We start from the raw sequence: 23,959 nt of genomic DNA on the forward strand, positions 1-23,959 counted from the left end.
TTGGAAAAAAGACCGGGTAATTTTACCTATAAGGTACTTAAGACGCAGGCAGCTCGCGGAAAGCCAGCTTCCAAGCAACCAGATTAAGGATGAGCAGCAGGAGCATGTATAAATACTCTCCGTACGGTAAAAATGTAAAGCCAAAATGCGCACCCGCGAAGACGCCAAGCAGCACTATTAGCCCAAAAATAACAAACCCGCCGCCGGACTGGGCGTTCTGAAACGGCCTCGAAAACGGCAGCCCTTTTTCTAACGCCATAAAGCTGACGACCACATACAGCAGCACCCCGAGCAAAATGACGATGAGTTCCGGAATAATTCTCGCGCCAAAAATGATCAGGAAAATGACGGCCTGCAAAATGAATACCGGAGCGAACAGCCGGACGACCATCGCTTTCAGCGCTCCTTTATAGACGGAGGCGACGTCCGTTAACGGCGCGGTTTGATAAATCCATGCCCCTTTATAGTTTCCCGAGAATTTGAGCATCATGATGATGCTTGGGATCATAAGCCCGCAGAAGTACAAAAACAAATACCCTTTGCCCATTCGCATGGCGGCAAAACCGCCCTCCGAGCGCAGCATATTAAACATGAAAATAAACGGGAATATGATGGAAAAGCCCAGCTGCGGATAGACTTTAAGCTTAAAGTCCCGTTCCCGGCCCATCATGTCCCAGGAAAAGCGGAAAAAGAGCCTCTCAATCCGGCTCCGGCAAAAGAAACTGCCCAGCCCTTCCTGCAGGCGGAAACGGCTTGTATTGCCCCGCCCGTGATGGCTGGCGAGCTTCTGCAAATTCCGTTCGAATGAAGGCATCAACAGCGAATACAATCCCCAGGCGGCCGCCGTCCCGACGACCGAAAGGACGGAAAAGACGATGACCAGCGGCGACTTCCCTTCGCCAAGCAGCCATTCGAACGGGGAGGCGAACCAAGCCGGAAATATGAAAATCTCCCACCACTGCGGCCTAAATGCAACCTTCAAATCGATGACGCTGAACAATCTGGAGATAAACTGATACCCTACAGTCATAACGATCGTCAGCCCGATCTGAACGTAATTGATGATGTCCTTCAGCTTCTCCCCGTCGAAAAAGCGCAGTACAAGCCAGTAAAGCGCCGCCGTCAGCGCGACGATAAAAAAGTCCATCAGCACGATTTCCACAAGGAAAAGTAGGAAAAACAAGACGCCGTGCTTGAATAAACCGACCAGAAGCGGCACCACGGTCAACGATCCGGTCAACAGCAGCAGGTAAATCATCACGTGAAGCATTTTGGCCATACTGATCGTGCGGCGCTGCACCGGCTTGGAAAACAAAATGTTCCGGTCGCGTACGTCCAGCATTACGGATGAAAAGTCGGAGATCATGGATGTCGTGATCATGAACATCAGGATGCCGAACACCAGGCTCATCTGAAACATGTAATTCGTCTTCATGACGACAAACGGCACCAAGATGACGCTGATAATGACGTAAATCCACAGCGACTTGATAAATTGGTTGGACTGCTTGTCAGGGTCGGCATTTTTGGAGGATTTCTGAATAAGCGTCGGCACCCTGCGGCCGTCCATCAACAGCTTGACCTCCAAGATGCGGCGCATCATTTCGTAGTCGATCCCGGATCTTTCGAACAGCCCCCGCAGCGGATCCAGAATTTGCAGCCATTTCACGCTACCCATCCGCTACACCTCCTGAACGATCGACACGAACGAAGACGCCACATCCTTGTATTCGTGAAATCCGGTCAAATCATTAAAAATTTGCTCCAGCGACCGTTCATGCGACTGCTCCCGCAGCTCCTCGAAGCTGCCGTCGGCGACGATCCGCCCCCCGTTAAGCAGCAAAATGCGGCTGCTGATCTTCTCGACGACGTCCATAATATGCGAGGAATAGAAAATCGTTTTGCCTTCGGCCGCCAATGCCGCCAAAATCTCTTTTACGATCATGACGCTGTTGGCGTCCAGCCCGCTCAGCGGCTCGTCGAGGAACAAGATGTCCGGGTTATGAAGCAGACTGGAGATGAGAAGCACTTTCTGCCGCATCCCTTTGCTGTACGAGGAAATCCGGTCGAAATAAACCTCTTCGAGCCCGAATTTGGCCATCAGCCGTCTCGCTTTGTGATCCGCTTTTCGCTGCGCGAGCCCGTACAGCTCCCCCACAAACACCAAATACTCCTGTGCGGTCAAGCTGTCGTACAGCTCCGCCACCTCCGGCACATAACCGATGCGCCGCTTGTATTCGATGTCCCCGTCCGCGATGTCCCTGCCAAAAATCCGCACCTCGCCCTGGTACCCTTCGACCAGACCCAGCATGATTTTGACCGTCGTGCTTTTGCCCGCGCCGTTCGGGCCGATATAACCGATGATTTGCCCCTTATGCACGTCCAGATCGATGCCCTGCAAAATCGGCTTGCTTCCATAACTCATTTCCAGATTGCGGATCGATATGACCGGCTCCTGCCGATTTCCCGCCGTTTCAATCAATTCGTATCACTCCCTTGTTGCTGCTATATGTATTTTAAAAACTTATAGATGCGAGCGGCTGCCTTGATTATGGACCGTTCTTCCAAATAATAGCACATAATCCAGATCAACATGGCGGTTGAAAAGATATTTTTCCGGCAGTTTCGGCTCAGCAGATAAAAAAACTCCGACGAACAAGTTGGTTGCTCATCGGAGTCTTTACCTCGAATATATCCCATTCAAGCCCTAAAATGCTGTACAACCTTCCCTCGCCCAGCTTCCACTTCAACCTCGGCGTATGCGCCGTTGATGAAGGTAATCTGCGGAGGCACATGGCCGCAGTCGATGTCATAGATGACAGGTACCTGCAGTTCTTTCGCAAGCTCGCGGTATACATCCTCGGCGGTGTAGTTTTCCACCGGACGGTTGGCCGGACTTCGTCCGAACATCAGGCCGGAACAATGATCGAACCACCCCGCCAGCTTCATCTGCACCAGCGACCGGCGCAAATCGGCCGTATTCAGCTCGCAATTTTCGAGATACCACAAAATCGGTTCCCCGCCGATCCGCTCCTGCTGAAAAGTGCGGACATCGCCAAACGGCGTGCCGATCAAATGCCGGATCACGTCGACGCAGCCGCCGAGCAGGCGGCCCTGAACATGAACCTTGCCGCCGGTTACCGTTTTCCAATCGGTCGGTTCCGTCAAATGAAAGATGCATGGCGCCGGATTGGCATGGTCCCATTCTTTCTGAAACTTTGGCGACGAATGCTGCACAACCGATTCCCCGGTTTTCGTCGACAGCACGGTGCGCCACATTGCCGTCGTCTCGTCGGAATATTCGCCCCTCAAATCCACCAGATTCGTGCCATGGGCGGTGGCCAAGCCTGTTTTTAACGTCACGGCAAGCAGCAGCACGCTAATGTCCGAATAGCCGAGCATCCATTTTTCCGGCAGCTTCTCCAAATCGAGATGCTCCAGAATCTCAACCAGCAGCTCCCCGCCCCAAGGCGGCACGATCAGGTCAACCCCCTCGTCCCGTACCATCCGGTTCAGCTCGGCGGCGCGTACCTTGGCGGGAGCGGACTTTGCTTTGTTTTGAGTCCATACGGTTTCCCCGGTTATGACCCGAAAGCCATCCTTCTCCAAACGCCGGGTCGCTTCCCGAATCAAACCGTGCATGGTTTCCTCCACGCCGGACGAAGGCGCGGTCGTGCCGATGACGGCCCCCTCTTTTAAAATGGGATAACGTATCATTGCCGGTCCCTCCGTTTTTCACCTGACTTATAAAAGTAATGATAAATGAGATACGCTATCATCAGAAATAACGCGAGAACGAGCAAGCACCAAAACACGATGAGAACGGTCGAAGGGGTAAATTCCGCCAAGAAGTAGACAACAAAAACCAAAATCATGTAGACCCCGAAAAATAAGGGGATTCTTTTGTAAAAACCCATCACCGGTTCACCTCCAGCCGCTGCACGGTAAAACGTCCTTATCCATTAAACAATGGCGGCAGGCAAAAGTTAGCGCTTTTTTTCCGGTGTATGGTCCCAAACGGAGGATTTCGCCTTCCGTACCTACTCTCTGCTCTCCAACCTAACTGTCAGAGCGCTTTTGGACGGCATCTCCAGACGCAATACCTCTTTTCCGCGCAACTGGATAGCCGTGCTCTCCGAAACCTCGCTCTCGTTAAACAATACGGCTGCGATGGAACCATCCGTATTTTTAAAAGCAACGGAGCGAATCCGATCATGGCTGGTTGAAGCAATCCGCAGTGCCTTCGGACGGATCACCTTGCTGAAATGTGCCAGCGCGTAGAAATCCAGCGTATAAGTAAGCTCCTTCGTCTGTTGATTAACGGTAACAATCCCGCGACAGGTGCTTTCTCCAAAACCCGGCACAGTAGGTCCATTTTTCTCGTCCAGTGCCATATTCCACAGCACATAAGACTTACTGTGATTGCGTAGAATCTCAATGCCCATTCGCATCACATTGGAGAAGGCTTGCTCAAATGGCGGAATCCACTCCCCGCCTGATCCTTCCGTGAAATGAACCTCTTTGCCGGGAAAAGCCTCGAACACTTCCGATTGGGCCGACGGACTGCCGCCGTACCAATGCCAAGCAACCCCATCCACCGCGTCGCCCGCTTGCTCCAAGACGGTTAGCGGATAGTCCGGCTTATCCCAGTTATGGTCATAACAAAGGATTTTCGTATCGATATTGTTCTTCACGAATTGCGGCTTCAGATGATTCTTGATGAAGTCGCACTGCGCCTCAGGCAGCATGATCATACCGGGATAATGCCCCGGCGAATAGAGCGCTTCATTCTGTGGCGTGATTGCATAAATCGGCAGTCCATTGGCTTTATATCCCTGAATATAACGTACGAAATAATTTGCATACACCGAATAGTATTCCGGCTTCAGTTCTCCGCCGATCATCGATCCGCTCGTTTTCATCCAGCCTGGCGGACTCCATGGGGAACCCACCAGCTTCACATCCGGATTCAATCGCAGCGCTTCCTGCAGAAGCGGTATAATATCTACCTCGTCGTGCGCAATGGAGAAATGCTCCAGCCGGACATCCGTTTGACCTTCCGGCAGATCATTATAGCTGTAAAAATCCCGTGCGTAATCGGATGCGCCCATGGGTTGGCGCAATACCGATAAACCGATTCCTTCCTTCACATCGAATAATTGCTTCATGAGCTCCGAACGCTGCTCTGATTCCAATACTTGATGAATCAGATAAGCAGCGGAATCCGTAAATGACGCTCCAAAGCCATCTATTTCCTGAAACGTCTGCTCCTCGTCGATCAAAACCGTATTTAGCTGTGCATCCGGGGATACGGGTGAAAGCTGCTCCCTGGTTTTCTTAACGAATAATTCCTCTTCACCGTTTGACTGGTAGATGGTGATGTTCAGCATGTTGTTTCCCTCCGTATTTCTTATGGTATTCCTATCCCATGGCTATTTCAGCCCCAGCTTCTCTTTATTGGCCTTCATTTTCTCATTGCGGACTTCAACGATTTTATCCCAGTTGTTATCGCCTAAGAACTTTTTATATTCATTTAAGAGACTGTCGAATGTTGCATCGTCCTTCGAGCGAATCATACTCACGAGCGTGGTGTTCCATTTCGTATTGATCGCCGCCAAGGAGCGCGCTTCCGGTGTTCCCTGGTCAGGGTTGATATTCTCCAGAATAAAGTGAGGGGTCAGCTTTCCTTTGCCCCATTCCTGCATTTGCTTGATTGCATCCGGGAAGGCATCCCCGCTCAGCGCCTTGTGACGGTCATGCCCAAAGAACATGAATTCGCCCATACGGTAGTCTTTCTTGAAGGTATCCGGATTGTTCATTTGGAGATCCTTCACGGCAGGGAGAAACTCCACCGTTCCATCCGCATTCACTTGATAAGTCTCACCTTCAATGCCATAGTTCATCAGCATTTGTCCTTCTTCGCTCAACAAGTATGTAAAGAGCTGGATAGACTTGGCAGGGTCTGCGTTTCCCTTCGTAATAAAGCTGATCATCCAGCCCGTGATTCCGGATTGGTTCAGCGTCGGCGCATGTCCAACCGTACTTTGAGGTCCGTCAATAGCGATGTATTCTTTTCCTTTGTTATTGCTGTAGAAGCTTTGCAGATTACCGCCCTGCTGCGGCGTACCGTCCAGCATCATTGTTGCGTATTTACCCGCTTTGACTTTCTCCTCAAAAGCTGTTCCGTCATCGGCAAAGCTGTCATCACTGATTGCTCCGTCACGGTACACGGTATTGAGTGCCTTCACCCATGTCAGATAGTCTTTATCCAGGTTTCGGTTATAGAAGCCACCATTCTCGTCTTCCAGCGGAACGCCGATGAAATCCTGCAGCACGTCGCCAAGTGATCCCGTTCCTTCGCCGATGGAGTTGAATCCTAGCGGAATCAGAGCAGGAAATTTCTTTTTAATATCCGCGAGAACGGCCCGGAATTCTTCTGGCGTTCCCATGGACGGCTTGCCTAGAGCTTCATATACGTCCTTGCGGATGACAAATGCCGTTTTGGCGGGAATATTACCGCTGTCATAGTCTTTCTGCGTATTGGAGTAGTTCGGATATCCGTATGTTTTGCCGTCCTTCAGTTGGAACCAGTTCAGTGTATCCTGTGCTGCCACTTTATTGAAATAAGGATCGTATTTCTCGGCAAGGTCGTTCAAAGGCAACGCCCATGTCGCCGCTTTTTGCACGACCGGAGAGTTCGAATCAAACGTTGTGATCAGATCCGGCATCTTCCCACCAGCAAAAAACGTATTCAATTTGGTGTCGTCGCCCGTAATGAATTTGATGTTGATGTTCAGATCCTCCTTGATTTTCTTTGTCACCACGTCCTTGCCGAAATCCGTATTCCACCAGTCTGCATTCACATACCAAGTCAGCTCGGTGGGCTCTTTCTTTTTGTCCAGCTGCCAAGCCGGCTTCTCCGGGTCCGGCGTGTAACGGTCTTCGATCGAAATCCAATTTTCCTTCTTGGAATCGGTTTTGCCGCCTGATCCACCGCAACCGCTTACAATCAATACAAAAGCCATCAATACAGGAATCAGTGTAAGTCCTTTCTTGCCGAAAGCCTTGTTCACAAACATTCTTTACCCCTCCCTTTTCATAAAAGCGCTTGCCTCTTCGACTCTGGCTTTACATGTTAGCTTCCTTTCCACTCCCTTAAAGAGCAGCTCCCTACTCTTTAACAGCTCCGAGCATCATGCCGGAGATAAAATATCTCTGTAATATTGGATACATCACAACAATTGGCAGCGTAGTCACGACAATTGTTGCTAGTTGGACCCCTTTGGTGGTCGTTTGGATCGCCACAGAGCCGATATTTTGCATCGATTGCGTCTGAGACTGCACAATAATCTCATAAAGCATCATCTGTAACGGGTACAGCGATTGATCCGTGATATACAATTTGGTGGTCATAAAATCATTCCATTGCCCTACCCCATTAAACAAAGCAATCGTGGCCATGGCCGGCATAGAAAGAGGAATGAATATGCTCAGAAAAATTTTCCAGTCGCCCCCTCCGTCTATCTTCGCTGATTCTTCCAGGGAATCCGGTACATTACGGAAAAAATTCATCAGAATAATGACATCGTAAAAGCTCAATAGGGCCGGAATAATGTATACCCAGAAGCTGTTTAAAAGACCCAGGTCTTTAATCAACAAGTACGTCGGAATCATGCCGCCTGAGAAAAACATAGTGATGACGCCCATCGCAACATAGAACTTGCGACCGCGGACATATTTTTTACTCAAACCATATCCAACCATGGCACAGAAGAACACATGCGTGATGACCCCGACAACGGTTTTGGCCACAGAGACGAAGAAAGCTTGCCATATGCTCGAATCCCTGAATACAGCCTGATAATTCTCGAGAGAGAATTCGGCTGGCCAGAAAATAAACCCGCCCTCGGCAAGGGATCTGCCGGAACTGAAGGATGAAACGACAACGTTCCATAACGGAATGACAATGATAATAGTGAACATAACCAATATAATGATGTTAATCGCATCAAAGATTTTGCTGTCGATATCCCCTTTTACTGCTTTTAAATTCACCGTGCTACCTCCCTCTGCATGACCTATAAAACAGATTGATTATCATTTAATTTACTGGTCACCTTATTCGCCGTAATGAGCAGAATGACGGAGATGATGGATACCCCCAAACCAACGGCGGTCGCATATGAGAAATCGCCCTGCGTCATACCCATCCGATAAACGTACGAGTTAATGACTTCCGCCTTTTCTCGGTTCTGCGAGTTCATAAGAACCAAGGTTTGATCCAGATTCGAACCCAATAAACCGCTTACAGTCAGAATCAGATTCAAGCTGATGATCATTCGCATGTTCGGTATGGTAATGTTCCAGATTTGTCTCAATCGGCTGGCTCCATCTATTTTGGCGGCTTCATAGTAGGTGGGGTCAATCTTGGCCATAACCGCCAGGTACAAAATCGTCCCCCACCCTGCTTCTTTCCAAATATCCGATAGCGTCGCGATCCACCAATACTTGCTCGGGTCAAGCAGAATGTTTTGCGGCTGCGAGATCAGTCCTAGACCAAGCAATATTTCGTTGAACAAGCCTGATGTCGAAAACCAAGTAATGAGCATCCCGCCCAATACGATCCAGGATAAAAAGTGAGGGAGATATGAGATCGTCTGCACGAACTTTTTGAAACGTCCCATACCCGCCTCATAAATCATAATGGCCAGAATGATCGGAATGACAAAACCAACCGCCAATTTCAAGAAGCTGATGCCAAGCGTGTTGACTACTGAGTCCCAAAAATACTTGTCCGACAAAATGATTTTGAAATTATCCAGTCCAACCCATGGAGCAGAGTTCAGCGTGTCGATAACGGTGTAGCTCTTAAACGCAATCGTCAATCCATAAATTGGTATGTAGCAGAAGATAACCATAAAGATGACGCCGGGAATGATCATCGATTGAAGCTCCCACTGCCGCCTGAAATCGATGAAGCACTCCTTCATTTTCTGCCCCATTGGCTTCTTGCCGGCTGGTTGAACCCTATCCGTGCCAGTTGACTGGGCTGCAGCTGTTTTGCTCACCTACTTAGCCTCCTTTAATTAAATTCGTTTTGTCATAAAAACGTTTTTATTTTTAGAGAAAAAATCCCTTTATGCATGAAATCATTTAAAAAAAATAAATCTGAACTGGTATTCTGCCGCTTAAACTGAATCCTTCCGATCCACCCTCACATGACTGGAGCCTCGAACGACAAGCTCCCCTTGCAGCTTCTGAATCTTTCCCTTCTCTTTCTTCTGAATCATTCGAACCAGATGATCCACAGCCAAAATACCCTGTCTGGCAATCTGATTACGTACCGTCGTTAGAGACGGCGTAAAATACTGCGCGATATCGATATCATCGAAGCCCACAACGCTGATATCTTGCGGAACCTCGTAACCAAGCGACTTAAGGGCTTTGATGCAGCCAATTGCACTCACATCGTTACCTGCCAGAAAAGCATCCGGTACTTTGCCGGGATGCAGATGAAGAAGCGATTTCACCGCCGAATAGGAGCCTTCTTCCTCAAAATATCCCTGTAGTATGTAATCTCCATCAATCGGGATTTGATATTCCCGCAATGCAGACAGGTACCCTTCCTTCCGCCGAACGCTGTCAAACATGGTATCCACGCCGGAAATATAGGCAATCTTCTTATGTCCCAGGTTGAGCAGATATTTGGTTGCTTCATAGCCGGCTACATAGGAATCGAAAACGATGCTGCCCATTGTCTCATTCTGAACCTCGCGATCCAGGAAAACCGCCTTAATCTTGTCCTTCTCCATGGCGGCGATGTCTTTATCATCGATCTTCAGCTCTTCGAAGATGATGACGCCGTCCACCCGGCCGCCCATAATGTTGCTCATAATCACTTGCCGATCCCTTGTAACAAACACGTTCAACCCATAACCTAAACGGTCGCATTCGCGTGACATTGACTCCACCAGTGTGTAGAAGTAAGGCCCAGATACACTTGTTGTAAAGAAGCCAAGCATCTTGGTCTTCCCTGATTTCAAAAGCTTTCCGTTCAGGTTTGGCACATAATTTAATCTCTCTGCCACCTTAAGCACATGTGATTTGGTCTCCGGGTTCAATACATCTACATCATTCAATGCGTTTGAAACCGTAGAAATGGAGACTCCGGCTTCTCTTGCCACATCCTTGATCGTAACCTTGGCCATATAACCCCATCCATTCCTGTTTTGCGATAAAAACGTTTTTACATTCACAAGTTACCATACTTGTGAGGCGAACACAACAACTTTTTGGAAGGGGTTACAAATTTTTTTCGTCCATCCGCTTCAGATTGGCCAAAGGGACTTTTCGGAAAGGACTCCAGGTTAGATGTTCGATACCGCCTTGTATTTCAACCCAAGTTGACCGCAAGCACGGGCAAGACCTTCACCATCAAGACCAAGCCCGCCAACGATCTAACCCGAAGCCTTCTGCGATTTCTGAATATCTGCCGTTATTTGCCCGGTAGGCCAAAGAATCCTTTGACAAATGAGGCAGGCCGATCCGATGATCAACACGACGACGCCTAATATGATAAATACCCTATTTACGCCCCATCCATGAATTAGCGCCCCGCCAATTAAGGGTGCGGCAATCATGATGGTGCTGGCGGACATGTTTTGGATGCCGAAAATTCTTCCGGTCATGCCTTCCGGCGTTTCCCGCTGCAGCACATAGTTGTAGGTGACGATGAACAGGCCGTTTCCAACGCCGATGACAAGGCCCAAAACAATGCTCCACAGTTCAGGCGAACCCGGCGTAAGCAGCCCCATGCTTCCAAAGGCCGCTCCAACGAGAACGACACCTCCGCCGATGCCGATTCCGTACTTTACTTTGCCGAGACGATTGAGGATCAGAATGGTGATGACCGCGCCTACCCCTGTCGCCGATACCATCCAGCCGAGCAGGGATTCATTATGGGGAGCGATTTCCCGATACAACGTCGGAAACTGAAAATCGATCATGAGAATAACGAGCATGACGGCCATGTTAACGATAAAGCTGCTGAGCAAAATCCGGCGCTGCAGAAGCGCGCTCCAGCCCTGCTTCCATAACTCGGCGAAACTTTGCTTGTGCTCCTCATCGCTCTGCGAATCACCGGGTCCTTTCGCCTTTCCTCCTGCCGCATTTGCGTCGATTTGCCGCAGCGTAAACAACAGCAAGCAGGAAAGCAGGCGCGTCATCGCATTCACAAGAATGCATAATTGCGGGGAGATGACCGCCAAAGCTACAGCCCCGAGGAGAGGACCCGCGATTTTGGAAAATTGGTTCACGAGGCCGTTGTAAGAGGTGGCCTTCAGCAGCTGATCTTCATGAACCACTTGGCGGGTCAGCGCCTGATGCGCCGGTACGCGGAAAACGCCCATGGCGGCACGCAGCGCAAGGAGCGGCAGCAGCCAGTACATGCCCGGGGCAAAAAGAAGCAGAACGGTAAGCACCGCTTCGGCCGCGTCGGCGATCAGCATCAGATTAACCTTTTTCCACCGGTCGGCGACGACGCCGGCGAACGACCCGAGCAGTATGCCGGGCAGAGCCATCATCACCGGAATCAGGGCGATCATAAACGGATCGGCGTGCCAGCGGTAAGCTACCAAAATTTCGATCGCAAAAGCATCGAACCATTCGCCGAAAGACGCCATGGCGTAGGCCGCGAACATTTTCGAATACGTCCGGTTGCCCCAAATCGATGCCGGACGGCTACCGGGTGCGGATGATACAGTTGACATGAAAGTTCCTCCATGAATCAGAATGCTTCCATATTAACGGAGAAATATCAGAAGAATATCAGACGGAGTCTAGAATCCGCTCGATCATCCGCTCAAGCGGCTGTTGATGCCCCGAAAGCCCGTACATCCGTTCAAATTCATCATAACGCGCTTGAAACTGCCGCTGCAGAGGAGGATCATGATGTACCGTTTCAAGGAAATCCAGCGTGCCTGCGACCGAACTCACCAGCAAAGGTGCATTATGCGCCGCTTCCCCGACTTCGAGGCCATGTTCAAAAGCGGCCAGCGCTTCTTTACGGCGGCCTTGTAGCAGAAGGAGCCTTCCTTTTAAGCCGTGATAGGTGCAGATTTCCCTTAAATAAGGAGCGTCGGCCAGCATGCCCTCGATCCGCTTCGAACATCGCTCCGCCTCCGGTACATGCCGCGCCTTCAGATGAATGTACATTTCCGACGTGGCCACATGCACCTTAAAACTATCAAGCTCTCCATCTAGCCTTTCGATGATCCGGTATGCCTCTTCGACTTTGAGCAAGTCTTCTTCGATGCGCCCGTTGTCTGTGTAAAGCCCGATGATGTTCAGCATTTCTAGTTCCCGCTGCATTTGAAACGGCATGATATTGGCCTTGATGGCCCGCTCAAAGTAATGGAGACATTTCTGCGGCTCTTTGTAAAAGGCATAATAGGAAACCAGCAGCCAGTATAATTTATCCCGGTCCTTCGCTTCCGTGCTGTGCAAAAACCAATCCAAATCCGCCTGCACAAAACGGAGAAACATCAAATGGAAGGTATCAATGTTCACGCCAAGCAGCTCCTGTTGGTTCGCGAGCGCCAGCATCGACCGGCTTTGTCCAAGCTTCTGATAGGTATCCAATAGCTCCGCGATTTGCTGCTGCAGGCCTCCGTCCGACCATGACGGGATATTGAACACCGGGGTGTCCTGCATGATTAAGCTGTAACCGAGTCCCCGCACGGTAGCCAGCCGGATCTTCCCGCTCCATCGCTTCAGCTTCTTCCGCAAGCGGTAAACATGATCGTCGACGGTACGTTCCCCGGGATATTCCATCGGCCATACCTGGTCCAGCAGCTGCTCCCTCGTGAAGGTCCGGCCTGCATGCTGATAAAGAAACCTCAGAAGCGCATATTCTTTCGCTAACAGCCTGACGGTCTCCGAACCATAGGACACCGAATAATCGTTTGGGTGAAAGTTCAAAAAAGCCATGCTTGTTTCTCTCCCCCTTGCGCTCCATTCAATAGTAGTAAGCCTATTAAATCATATACAGGATTTTACAGACAAGATCCCGCTGCATAACAGGCTGTGCTGACGTACTCGCCCTCTTCCCGCCAAGATTTTCAATGTTGAATCACAGCATCCAGGCTAAAATGGTTCCTTATGCAAAAACGGCTGCCCGCACCCCTTTTCGGAATGCAAGCAGCCGTTCCCTTTCAATAACCTGTGAAGTCAATCTGCAGCCTTATTTGATGCTGTCGCCGACTTCCTTCACCATTTCCTGCACGGACAGCAGACCGCCGCCGGAGAGGTACCAGTAGTTCGGATCGAGATACACGATATGCCCGTCTTTATAGGCATTCGTGTTTTTCACAAGGTCGTTTTCGACGGTTTGCTTCGCTTTTTCCCCGTCTTTATCGGTCGCTACCGCAGCGTCGCGGTCCACGACAAACAGATAGTCCGGATTTTTCTCGGCAACGTATTCGCTCGTTACGCTTTGGCCGTGCGTCGATACTTCAATTTTGTCATCCGAAGGGGCAAATCCGAGAACGTCATGGATCAGGCCGAAACGGGAATTCGGGCCGTACGCGCTCAGCTTGCCTTCGTTGGAAAGGACGATCAGCGCTTTTTTGCCGGAAGCGGCAGCTTTGTCATGCACTTCGGCAATCGACTTGTCGATTGCTTCGAGTTCGGTTTTGATTTCGTCTTCCTTGCCGAAGATTTGACCGACGGTGGTCATGTTTTCTTTAAAGGAGTCCATGAATTTGGTTGTATCCAGTCCAAGGTACACGGTCGGAGCGATTTTGCTCAGTTCATCGTAAGCGTCGGATTGTCTGCCGGAAATGATGATCAGGTCTGGGGACAAGGCGTTGATTTTTTCGAAATCGGGCTCTTTCAGGCTGCCGACATTTTTATAAGCGTCTTTATCGGCGTATTTGGACAGGTATGGAGGGATGTTCGCCTGCGGCACGCCCGTCACCTTGATGCCCAGCTTATCGAGCGTATCGAGAATCCCGAAGTCGAATACGACGACTTTTTGCGGGTTTTTCTTCACTTTTGTTTCGCCCAGCTTATGTTTGATCGTCAGTTCTTCCGAACCGGATGCATCGGAGGAACTGCCGGACGCATTGGCCGACGTTTCCGTTACCGGCGTTTCCGCCGTTTTGTTATTGTTGCCGCAAGCTGCCAGCACGAACACCAGCATCGCGGATAGGATCAGCATGAACATGTTTTTTGTTTTCACGGGGGTCACCTCATATTAAATGAATTTTTTCAACCTTTGCACGGCTCTCTTCTTACTACTAAGGTAACTAAATATGGTTCAAAAGGAGCGAAGGGGACGGAATCGTTTTGAAGAAGCGAAGCGTTCGCCTTTGTATCCGAATTTCTACATTTATGAAAAAATATAATAAGAAAATTTGGATACAACAGCGATCGGAAGAACGATCCGTCAACGTAGCGGGTTCACCGCACGCAATGCTTAAACAGAGCAAAATGTATAAATAATGCGACGCGAGTCCGTCCTGCCGGGCCCTGGCAATTGGCGGTGCATCGATCTCATTACCAAAGTCGGGAAACGCAGGTTTTACGCAAAATACACGCAAATGCGATGATTGTTGATCGTTTCGATCGGGATGTCCATGCCGTACACCTGCTTCAGCACGGACGAATCGATGATTTCCGCTGCCGGCCCTTCCTTGACGACTTGCCCGTTTTTTAGGGCGACGATATCGTCGGAATAGACCGAAGCGAAGTTAATGTCGTGAATGACGATAATGACGGTTTTGCCAAGTTCGTCGACCATCCGCCGCAGCACCTTCATGATTTGCACCGAGTGCTTCATGTCCAGGTTGTTCAGCGGTTCGTCGAGAAGCACGTATTCCGTGTTTTGCGCGATGACCATGGCGATAAACGCCCGCTGCTGCTGGCCGCCGCTAAGCTGATCCAAATATTGATGCTGCAAATCCTCCAACTCCATATAACGGATCGCCTCGTCGACGTATTGCCAATCCTCCGGCTTCAGCTTGCCCTGCGAATACGGGAAACGCCCGAAGCTCACCAGCTCGCGGATCGTAAGCCGCACATTGATATGGTTGGACTGCTTGAGGATCGATATTTTTTTCGCAAGATCGCTGCTTTTGCATTTGTCGATGGGCTGCCCTTCGATCCGAATGTCGCCTTCGTCCTTTTTGTTCAGGCGGCTGATCAAGGACAAAAGCGTGCTTTTGCCCGCGCCGTTCGCGCCGATGAAGGAAGTGATTTTCCCTTTGCGGATCGTGACGGACACGTCGTCCAAGACCGTTTTGTTGTTGTATCGTTTGGTTACGTTTTTGACCTCGATCACGACGATTTACTCTCCTTTAGCAGCAGGTAGAGGAAGTAGATTCCTCCGGCCAGATTGATGATAACGCTTAAGGTCGTGGAGAAGGTGAATACCCGCTCGACCAGCAGCTGCCCGCCCACCAGGGCGATGATGCTCAGCAGCATGGAGCCGAGAATCAGGAAATGATGTTTGTAGGTTCTCATGAACTGGTAGCCGACATTTGCGACAAGCAGCCCGAGGAACGTGATCGGGCCGACGAGCGCCGTCGAGATCGAAATGAGCACCGCCACCACCACAAGCATTCTTTTGACGACCTTGTCGTAATCCACGCCCAAATTCACCGCCTGGTCCTTTCCCAGGGCAATGACATCCAGGTACTTGGCATAACGCGCGAAGTATACCGCCACGCCCGCCATCAGCACGAGCGACAGGATGAGCAGCTCCGTGTTGACGTTGTTGAAGCTCGCGAACATTTTATCCTGGACGATCTGGAATTCGTTCGGGTCGATCAGCACCTCCATGAAGGTCGAAAGGCTCTGGAACAACGTGCCGAAGATCAGCCCGAGCAGAAGCAGGAAGTAAATGTTTTGCCCCTCCCGCTTGAACAGCAGTTTGTAAAAGACCACCGAAAAAAGCGCCATCAGGCCGACCGAGATGATGAAGTTCACGTTTTTGCCCATCGCCGTCAGGCCCGCCGAACCGAATATGTAAACCATAAAGGTTTGGAACAGCATATACAGCGAATCCAGTCCCATGATGCTTGGCGTCAGGATGCGGTTGTTCGTAATCGTCTGGAACACGACGGTCGAAAAAGCGATTGCCCCGCCGGTCAAAATCATGGCCAGCACCTTTTTGCCCCTGCGCGGAAGGACGTAATCCCAATGGCCTCCGGCCTGGATCAGCATGAACACGGCGATGAGGGCAAGTGCGATAACTGCCAGAAAAATGAGCTTTTTTTTCATGACGCATATGCCTTTCTTCTCAGGAGTAGGAAAATGAAGATCGCGCTGCCCAGCACGCCGACCGTCAGGCCGATGGAAATCTCATACGGATAAATGATGATCCGGCCCAAAATGTCGCAGAACAAGACGAACACGGCTCCGAGCAAAGCGGTATGCGTCAGGTTTTTTTTCAAATGGTCGCCCTGGTACATCGTCACGATGTTCGGAACGACCAGCCCGAGGAACGGAATCGTGCCGACCGTCAAAATGACGACCGACGACACCGCCGCGACCAGCACCAGCCCGATATTGACGACCGCCTTGTAGTTCAGACCCAGGTTGACCGCAAACTCCTCGCCCATGCCTGCGATGGTGAAGCGGTTCGCGAACAGGTATGCGATGATCATCAGCGGGATGCTGACGTACAGCATTTCGTAGCGCCCTTTCAGCACCGTCGAGAAATCGCCTTGCAGCCAGGCGGACATGTTCTGGATCAAATCGTTTTTGTAGGCGAAAAAAGTCGTGATCGAGCTGACGATATTGCCGAACATCAGACCTACCAGCGGAATGAAAATCGCGTCCTTGAACTTTACCCGATCCAGAATCCGCATAAAAATAAAGGTGCCCAACAGTGCGAACACGAAAGCGACCAAAATCTTCTCCAGCGTGCTCGCGTTCGAAAACAGCATCATCGCCACCAAAATGCCGAACCTGGCCGAATCCATCGTCCCCGCCGTCGTCGGCGAAACGAACTTGTTGCGCGTCAGCTGCTGCATGATCAGGCCGATGATGCTCATGCTGGTGCCGGCGATGATAATGCTGACAAGCCTAGGCAGACGGCTGATCCACAGTACCTGCTGCTGTTCCGGGGTCAGATGCAGCAAATCCCAAGGCGCGATGTCTTTGACTCCCACGAACAGGGATATGATGGATAACACGATAAAAGCTGCCCACAAGTACCAAATTTTCATTAGGAATCAGACTCTTTCTATCCAGACTATATGTCATCATATTACATATACTAAGAATGATATTCATTCTCAATTAGATCAACTCTGTTTATCATTCTACCAGCTGGACCGGTTTTGTCAATCGTTAAATCCCGATCAAATCAAGGAATTTTGGGATCAATACAAAATCACCGGACAACGAAAAAGCCGTAATCACAAGGATTACAGCCTGCCCACTTTGTGGATTTATGCACAAAACGGTATACAATTTATGCAAATACCGTCAGCAGCACCGCCACCGTGTTGGTCAACCCGTGAACGATCATGCCGGGAACGACGGAACGCGTTTTTTCATAGGTCCAGGCGAAAATCAGCCCGCTAGCGAAATTGAGGGGCAGCGTGTTATACGTCGGGATGTGGGCGACCGTAAACAATGCGGAGCTGAGAAAAAGCGCCCATCCCGGCCCGCAGCGCGTCCGAAACCAGCGGTATAGAAAACCCCGATACAGAATTTCCTCATAGATGGGCGAAATGACGCCTGCGGCCGCAACGGCGATCAGGATGCCCAGAACGCTCGCATGGCTTTGCAAACTATCGGTTTTACTGTTTTCGTAGCCGCCGCCAAGCACCGTCATCAGAAGCAGCATAGCCGCCCCGAGCGCCAGGATCGCAGCCGACCACAGCAGAATGGCGCTCCAATATTTGCGCGGAAAAGAACGGAGACCCACCTCGGACCATCCGGCTTTATGCGGGTAGAGCGCAATAAGATAAAGACTTGCCATGTACACGATGCTCAGGATAAAGCCCATCAGCGTACCCGCATACAACAAGTTGCCGAACCATTTTTCCAGAAACGCGTATAATTTGACTTCCACCAGCCATGGCACCAGCAGAAAAGCCAAAAAAACGATGGCGGCCAGCTCTTTGACCGACCAAGGATCTTTGGCCCAAGCTTGTTTGTTGTTTGCTTTCATTTGCACATTCCCCCTATATTTTCCTTCGGTTAAGGTGTAGTCTACAAGGTGACGCAACGTCACCTGCAAGCACAAATTTTTAAACCTGTAAGAAAGCGGGGGTTGATCGCCATGAGTCATACATGGACCACGGGGCAAGCGGCCGCGAAGCTTGGGGTGTCCATCCGCACCATTCGCTATTACGACCAAATCGGACTGGTCATCCCCGGCAAAAAAGAAGCGGGCGGCAGGCGGCTTTACACCGAAGAGGATTTATTGCGGCTTGAAAAAATATCGCTGCTGAAGTCCTTGTCGCTTCCGCTCGATGAAATCCGGCATCTGCTTGATGAACTATCCATCGGACAGATTTTGGAGGCGCACCGGAAGCATTTGAAAAAAAAGCTGGAGAATCTGCAGGAAAGCTTGAACAATACGAACGCCTTGCTGAATCTGCTCGAAGCGGAGGGTAAAATCCGGTGGGAGACGCTGCTGCCGCTGGTAAAAGGATCAAAAGAACGTACCGTCAGCTGGGAAAGTTATTTTGAAGAAGAGGAGCTGCTTGTACTGAAGGCGAAACTGCCCCGCCTCGAGGGCAGCGATGAACTGACGCGCGGCTGGGTGCAGGTGATTGCCCGGGTCGAGCGGTGTTTGCGGGAAGGTCTGGAACCAGAATCCGGGGAGGGAAAAGCGATTGCCGAAGAAATGGAGCGGCTGTCCGAGCTTACCTTCGGCGGCGACCGGAAACTGATGAACAAGTTCTGGGAGCTGCGCAGGGACCCGGCCTCGGCGAAGCACGGGCTCGCCCCGATCCGGGAAGAAGCGCTTGCCTTCGTGGAGGCATGCTTCGCATCCCATGAATTCCATTTGCCCTCTTCGGAAATCGTAACAGGGAACCCCATTTCCGAAGCAGAAGGGAGCGTGAATAAGAACATGACGGACAGCACGCGCGATTTCGTAAACAAGGTGCACGAGCAGCAGGAAAACCAGCGCAAAAACAAGCAGCGCGCCGCAGGCCAGCCTCAAGCTCAGCTGCAGAACAAACAGCACAGCACGAATAAGTAAGGCGCGATGAAAGAGCACCAGGCTCCCCGATTGGGGGGCGGGTGCTTTTTTCATGCTCTCGTGTCGGCAGGGTGTGTCGTCTCAAGCGGCGTTGCGCCGTTCCCGCTACATCCCCTATTCCGGGGCATTTTCATGAAACTTGCAGGGAACGACGGGTTTCCTCCGTCTAATTGAATATCGGGCACATGCAGGCACGGCCAGACCAAGGTCTAGTGCTTTAACTGGACCGCAGCCAGTTCCGAATGCTCTTCCGTTTCTTATAGAATGAACAATAGACGGAAACTCATTCCTGAAGATGTGAATGTTGTACTGCCCTTTGAATGAAACAACCGGACAATCCGGCCATTAGAGATAAAAGGAGATTGAATAATGGAGTGGATGAACCAACTGTTTGAACAATACGGCTACCTTGTGTTATTTTTCGGATTATTTTCGGAATCGCTGGCGCTTCCCTTCCCGGGCGAATTGGCGATGGCCATATCGGGCCATATGTCCTCATTCGGGGACTTCCATATACCCTTCATCATTTTTTATTCTTACGTGGGCGCGATCATCGGCACGACAGTGACCTTTTTTGTCGGCTACAGACTGGGGACCCCTTTTCTGGAACAGTACGGGAAATATGTGTTTCTCAATCAGGCCCGGCTTGCAAAGGTGACGGATTGGTTCGGGAAATACGGCAACAAGCTCATTCTGATCAGCTATTTCGTGCCGGGGCTTCGCCATTTTACCGGTTATGTGTCCGGGGTGCTGAAAATCCGGCCCCGCACCTTTTTCATTTTGAACTACATCGGCGGATTGGTATGGGTGCTGGTGTACGTCATGATCGGCAAAACGTTCGGCCCGAACATCGAGCAGCTGCTTCACGTCGCCTCCCGCTACTTTGCGCTGTCCATGGTCATTTTGGCGATCGTCGTGGCCGCGATATTTTGGTTCAAAAAAAGAAAAAGCAAAACAAAAAGACGCCTGTGATTCTAGGCGCCTTTTTGATGAAGCCGCACGATCCATTGTTTCAGGCAATACATCGGCGTGTGATTACGGCCTTTCAGACGCTTCGGCCGAATCCGCCGCGTGTTCGAGATTTTTAAACTGGCTTTCGAACATGCGGGCGTAAAAGCCCTGCCGCTTCATCAGCTGCTCATGATTGCCCTGCTCGACGATTTCACCATGGTCGATGACCATGATCGTATCGGCATCGCGGATCGTGTTCAGCCGGTGCGCGATAATAAAGGTCGTCCGGCCCTGCATCATCTGCAGGAGCGCATCCTGGATATGCAGCTCCGTCCGGGTGTCGATGCTGCTTGTCGCCTCGTCAAGAATGAGAATGGCCGGCCTCGCAAGCAGCACGCGCGCGATCGCCAGCAGCTGGCGCTGCCCTTGGCTCAAATTGCCGCCGTTCTCCGACAGCAGCGTGTCGTAACCATCCGGCAGACGCCGGATAAAGACGTCGGCATTGGCCATGGCCGCAGCCTCCCTGACCTCCTCGTCGGTCGCGTCCGGTTTGCCGTATTTGATGTTTTCCTTGATCGTCCCCGAAAACAAATACGTATCCTGCAGCACGAATCCGAAGCTGCGCCGGAGGCTGTCCCGCGTATAGTCCCGGATGTCCGCTCCGTCGATGCGGACCGAGCCTCCGGTCACGTCGTAAAACCTCGTCAGCAGGTTTACGATCGTCGTTTTGCCGGCCCCCGTCGGCCCCACGAGCGCTGTGCTGCTGCCGGGTTTGGCGGCGAAGCTGATATTTTTCAGGATCGGAACGTCCGGCCGGTACCCGAAGCTGACCTGGTCGAACACGACCTCGCCCCGAATCCGCTCGAGCACTTTGGCGTTTTCGGCATCGAGCGGCTCTTCCCGTTCATCCAGCACTTCGAAGACGCGCTCCGCCCCCGCAATCCCGGATTGCAGCAGGTTATAAATGTTGGCGAGATCGTTCAAAGGCCGGACGAATTGGCGGGAATAGCTGATAAAGCTGGCAATGACGCCGACGGTGATCAGGCCTTTGACGGCAAGCACCCCGCCGACCAGCGCCACGGCGGCAAATCCGATGTTGTTGATCACGTTCATCATCGGCATCATAAAGCCGGAACGGATTTGCGCTTTCAATCCCACCTCGAACAGCTTCCGGTTCACCTTCTCGAATTCATCGATCGCTTTATCTTCGTGGTTGAAGGCTTTGACCACTTCCATGCCCGAAATGCTTTCCTCGATATGCCCGTTCAGCATGCCCAGCTGCACCTGCTGTTCCTTGAACAGCACCTTGGTCTTCCGGGTAACCGTCCGTGTCAGCAGAAACAGGATCGGCACGGTGATCAGGCTCGCCAGGGTCAGGATCGGGCTTAATACGAGCATCATCACAAGCGAGCCGATGATCGTGATCGCGCCGGACATCAGCTGAACGGTCGACTGGGAGATGGTCGAGCTTACGTTATCGATGTCGTTCGTCAGGCGGCTCATGACTTCGCCGTGCGACCGCGCGTCAAAATACGATACCGGCAGCTTCTGCAGCTTTCCGAACAGCGCCCGGCGCAGCGAAGCGACGATCCGCTGGGATATGCCGGCCATCAGCCAGCCCTGCACGAAGTTGAGCACCGCGTCGGTCACGTAGGCCGCCGCCAGCACGGCGATCAGCACGAACAGCAGGTGAAAATCGACGCCGCCGATGCCGGGCGACATGGCGTCGATCGAACGGCCGATCAAATACGGCCCGACCAGCGTTACGCCGGCATCGACAATGATGAACAGCATAATCAAGGACAGCAGCTTCCGCTCCCTGCCGATATATCCCCACAATCGCCGGAGCGTTCCCGCAAAGTTTTTCGGTTTGCCGCCGGGGCCTCTGCCCATCATTCCCCGCATGGGACCCGGTCTTCCCCCGGGAACGCCCGGACCCTGGGGCGCAGGAGCCTGCGGCTGCTCGCGCGAAGCATCATGGTTCGGCATTCGGCTGCATCTCCTTTCCCATTTGGGACTTGTAAATCTCCTGGTACACGCGGCAAGTTTGCATCAATTCTTCATGCGTGCCGGTCCCGGCGATTTCGCCGCGGTCCATGACGACGATCCGGTCGGCGTCCATCACCGACGTGATCCGCTGCGCGATCAATATGCAGGTCAGCCCCTGCGCGTAGGTTCGCAAAGCCTGTTTGATCCGCCCTTCGGTCGCGACGTCCACCGCGCTGGTGCAGTCGTCCAAAATCAAAATTTCCGGTTGGCGGACAAGCGCCCTCGCGATGGAGAGCCGCTGCTTCTGCCCGCCGGAAAAATTGACGCCGCCCTGGCCGATCCGGCTCCGGTAACCTTCGGGCGAAGCCATGATAAAATCGTGCGCTTCCGCCATTCGGGCGGCCTGCTCCAGCTCTTCGTCCGTCGCGTCCTCTTTGCCCCAGCGCAAATTGTCCTCGACGGTGCCGGTAAACAGCATGATTTTCTGCGGCACGATCGCGATCGTCTCGCGAAGCTTGGCCGGATCCATATCCCGTACGTCCACGCCGTTCACTTTGACGGCGCCCGACGTCACGTCATAAAACCGCGGGATAAGGTGAACCAGCGATGTTTTGCCGGCGCCGGTCGAACCGATGATGCCGACGGTTTGTCCCGGCAGGCAGGTCAGCGTAAAGTCCCGGATGACCGGATCGCCTGACGAACCCGCATACGCGAAGCTGACGTGCTCGAAGTCGATTCTTCCCCGCTCCCCGCGCGAGGGCTCCGTCCCGGCCGCGCCGCCCGGCATCCCGCTCTCTTCGGCCATCACTTCGCCGATCCGGCCCGTCGAGGCTTTGGCGCGCACGAACATGTTGAACACGTTCGAAATCATCATGAGCGAAAACAAAATTTGCGTCATGTAATTAATAAAGGCGATGATGCTGCCGACCTGCATCTGCCCGTTGTCGACGCGCAGGCCGCCAAGCCATAACACCGCGATGATGCCGAAGTTGACCACCAGGGAAATGCCCGGGCCGAACACCGACATGACGCGCATCGAGGTCATGGACCGGGCCGTGAGCTCGTCGTTGGCCGCATTGAACTTATCCACTTCGTATTCGAACCGGTTAAACGCCTTGACGACGCGAACGCCGGACAAATATTCCCTCATCACGCCGTTTACCCCGTCCAGCGCGCGCTGAACCCGGATAAAAAACGGAAAACCGATCTTCATGTTCAGCAAGATGAGAACCGCTACCACAGGCACGACCACCGCGAGCACGACGGATAAATGAACATCGAGACGCACGGCCATGATCAAACTGCCGAGCCCCAGCAAGGGGGCTTTGACGAAAAAGCGCATCAGGCCGTTCACGAAATTTTGCACCTGCGTCACGTCGTTCGTCAGGCGCGTCACCAGCGACGCCCGGTCGAAGCGGTCCATGCGCTCAAACGAAAGCGACTGGATTTTGCGGAACAGATCCGATCGGACTTCCGCCCCGAAACGCTGCGACACGTGGCTTGAAATCACGTTGCGAATGGACGCGGACACGGCGCCGATTCCCGTCACCAGCAGCATCAGCCCGCCCAGCTCGAATACCTTGTTCATGCTCCCTTTCGCCACGCCGTCATCGATGACCTTGGACATGATGGTCGGCTGAAGCAGATCGCAGAAAGCCTCCAGCGTCAAAAAAAGCACCGCCACGCAAAACAGCTTCCCGTATTTCCGGACATACTTCCGCAAGAAAGACAAAGCAACACCCACCTCCCGCTCGTCAGACTTCAGTCCTTCTTTTCCGAACCCGAAACGGGTTT

At 51.9% G+C, this 23,959-nt stretch carries 19 protein-coding genes; 2 read left to right on the forward strand and 17 right to left on the reverse strand.

The features are described from left to right. Positions 1–37 precede the first annotated feature (37 nt). The 15 genes from RJP21_RS07890 to RJP21_RS07960 all read right to left on the reverse strand — a co-directional run bounded on the left by RJP21_RS07890 (position 38) and on the right by RJP21_RS07960 (position 18,184). Positions 38–1,678 carry a hypothetical protein gene (locus RJP21_RS07890; protein ID WP_310858800.1) on the reverse strand — a complete coding sequence of 547 codons (1,641 nt, stop codon included), beginning with the start codon at positions 1,676–1,678 and terminating at the stop codon, positions 38–40. Positions 1,679–1,681: 3 nt separating this feature from the next. Beyond that, positions 1,682–2,425, reverse strand: a complete 744-nt coding sequence (locus tag RJP21_RS07895) for an ABC transporter ATP-binding protein (protein WP_310859002.1) — start codon at positions 2,423–2,425, stop codon at positions 1,682–1,684. A 275-nt stretch (positions 2,426–2,700) separates the two neighbouring features. Continuing rightward, positions 2,701–3,717: a S66 family peptidase gene (locus RJP21_RS07900; protein WP_310858801.1), complete on the reverse strand. Its 1,017-nt coding sequence runs from the start codon at positions 3,715–3,717 to the stop codon at positions 2,701–2,703. Between the two features lie 323 nt (positions 3,718–4,040). Continuing rightward, positions 4,041–5,390, reverse strand: coding sequence for a glycoside hydrolase family 30 protein (locus tag RJP21_RS07905; RefSeq protein ID WP_310858802.1), 1,350 nt, complete (start codon positions 5,388–5,390; stop codon positions 4,041–4,043). 42 nt (positions 5,391–5,432) lie between these two features. Then, positions 5,433–7,079, reverse strand: a complete 1,647-nt coding sequence (locus RJP21_RS07910; RefSeq protein ID WP_310858803.1) for a type 2 periplasmic-binding domain-containing protein — start codon at positions 7,077–7,079, stop codon at positions 5,433–5,435. Between the two features lie 91 nt (positions 7,080–7,170). Further along, complete coding sequence (locus tag RJP21_RS07915; protein WP_310858804.1) at positions 7,171–8,055, reverse strand: carbohydrate ABC transporter permease; 885 nt, start codon at positions 8,053–8,055, stop codon at positions 7,171–7,173. Between the two features lie 23 nt (positions 8,056–8,078). Then, complete coding sequence (locus RJP21_RS07920) at positions 8,079–9,068, reverse strand: ABC transporter permease (RefSeq protein ID WP_310858805.1); 990 nt, start codon at positions 9,066–9,068, stop codon at positions 8,079–8,081. A gap of 120 nt (positions 9,069–9,188) precedes the next feature. Further along, complete coding sequence (locus RJP21_RS07925; protein WP_310858806.1) at positions 9,189–10,208, reverse strand: LacI family DNA-binding transcriptional regulator; 1,020 nt, start codon at positions 10,206–10,208, stop codon at positions 9,189–9,191. Positions 10,209–10,457: 249 nt separating this feature from the next. Next, positions 10,458–11,768, reverse strand: a complete 1,311-nt coding sequence (locus RJP21_RS07930; protein WP_310858807.1) for an MFS transporter — start codon at positions 11,766–11,768, stop codon at positions 10,458–10,460. Between the two features lie 58 nt (positions 11,769–11,826). Further along, the gene (locus tag RJP21_RS07935) at positions 11,827–12,987 is read right to left on the reverse strand and encodes a winged helix-turn-helix domain-containing protein (RefSeq protein WP_310858808.1); all 1,161 of its coding nucleotides are present in this window, start codon (positions 12,985–12,987) and stop codon (positions 11,827–11,829) included. A gap of 253 nt (positions 12,988–13,240) precedes the next feature. After that, positions 13,241–14,224: a siderophore ABC transporter substrate-binding protein gene (locus RJP21_RS07940; RefSeq protein ID WP_310859003.1), complete on the reverse strand. Its 984-nt coding sequence runs from the start codon at positions 14,222–14,224 to the stop codon at positions 13,241–13,243. Positions 14,225–14,581: 357 nt separating this feature from the next. After that, positions 14,582–15,340, reverse strand: coding sequence for an iron ABC transporter ATP-binding protein (locus tag RJP21_RS07945; RefSeq protein WP_310858809.1), 759 nt, complete (start codon positions 15,338–15,340; stop codon positions 14,582–14,584). Next, a complete protein-coding gene (locus RJP21_RS07950) occupies positions 15,337–16,281 on the reverse strand; it encodes an iron chelate uptake ABC transporter family permease subunit (RefSeq protein ID WP_310858810.1) in 945 nt (314 codons plus the stop codon). The genes RJP21_RS07945 and RJP21_RS07950 overlap by 4 nt, the downstream gene beginning before the upstream one ends. Next, complete coding sequence (locus tag RJP21_RS07955; RefSeq protein ID WP_310858811.1) at positions 16,278–17,231, reverse strand: ABC transporter permease; 954 nt, start codon at positions 17,229–17,231, stop codon at positions 16,278–16,280. Before RJP21_RS07955 ends, RJP21_RS07950 begins: the two co-directional genes overlap by 4 nt. A gap of 248 nt (positions 17,232–17,479) precedes the next feature. Beyond that, a complete protein-coding gene (locus tag RJP21_RS07960; RefSeq protein ID WP_310858812.1) occupies positions 17,480–18,184 on the reverse strand; it encodes a CPBP family intramembrane glutamic endopeptidase in 705 nt (234 codons plus the stop codon). 111 nt (positions 18,185–18,295) lie between these two features. Here RJP21_RS07960 and RJP21_RS07965 point away from each other — a divergent pair, with 111 nt between their 5' ends. Continuing rightward, entirely contained in the window at positions 18,296–19,225 is a 930-nt protein-coding gene (locus RJP21_RS07965) for a DUF4023 family protein (protein ID WP_310858813.1), read from the forward strand. 369 nt (positions 19,226–19,594) lie between these two features. Then, the gene (locus tag RJP21_RS07970) at positions 19,595–20,197 is read left to right on the forward strand and encodes a DedA family protein (protein ID WP_310858814.1); all 603 of its coding nucleotides are present in this window, start codon (positions 19,595–19,597) and stop codon (positions 20,195–20,197) included. Between the two features lie 63 nt (positions 20,198–20,260). On the opposite strand, the gene RJP21_RS07975 is transcribed toward RJP21_RS07970, so the two are convergent. Together RJP21_RS07975 and RJP21_RS07980 are read right to left on the reverse strand one after the other, a co-directional pair. Continuing rightward, positions 20,261–22,165 (reverse strand): ABC transporter ATP-binding protein, encoded by a 1,905-nt coding sequence (locus RJP21_RS07975; protein ID WP_397386192.1) that lies wholly within the window; start codon positions 22,163–22,165, stop codon positions 20,261–20,263. Next, entirely contained in the window at positions 22,152–23,897 is a 1,746-nt protein-coding gene (locus RJP21_RS07980; RefSeq protein WP_310858815.1) for an ABC transporter ATP-binding protein, read from the reverse strand. Before RJP21_RS07980 ends, RJP21_RS07975 begins: the two co-directional genes overlap by 14 nt. Positions 23,898–23,959: the final 62 nt, after the last annotated feature.

It is taken from the genome of Paenibacillus sp. VCA1, from assembly GCF_031583795.1.
Taxonomy (GTDB): domain Bacteria; phylum Bacillota; class Bacilli; order Paenibacillales; family Paenibacillaceae; genus Paenibacillus_AQ; species Paenibacillus_AQ albilobatus.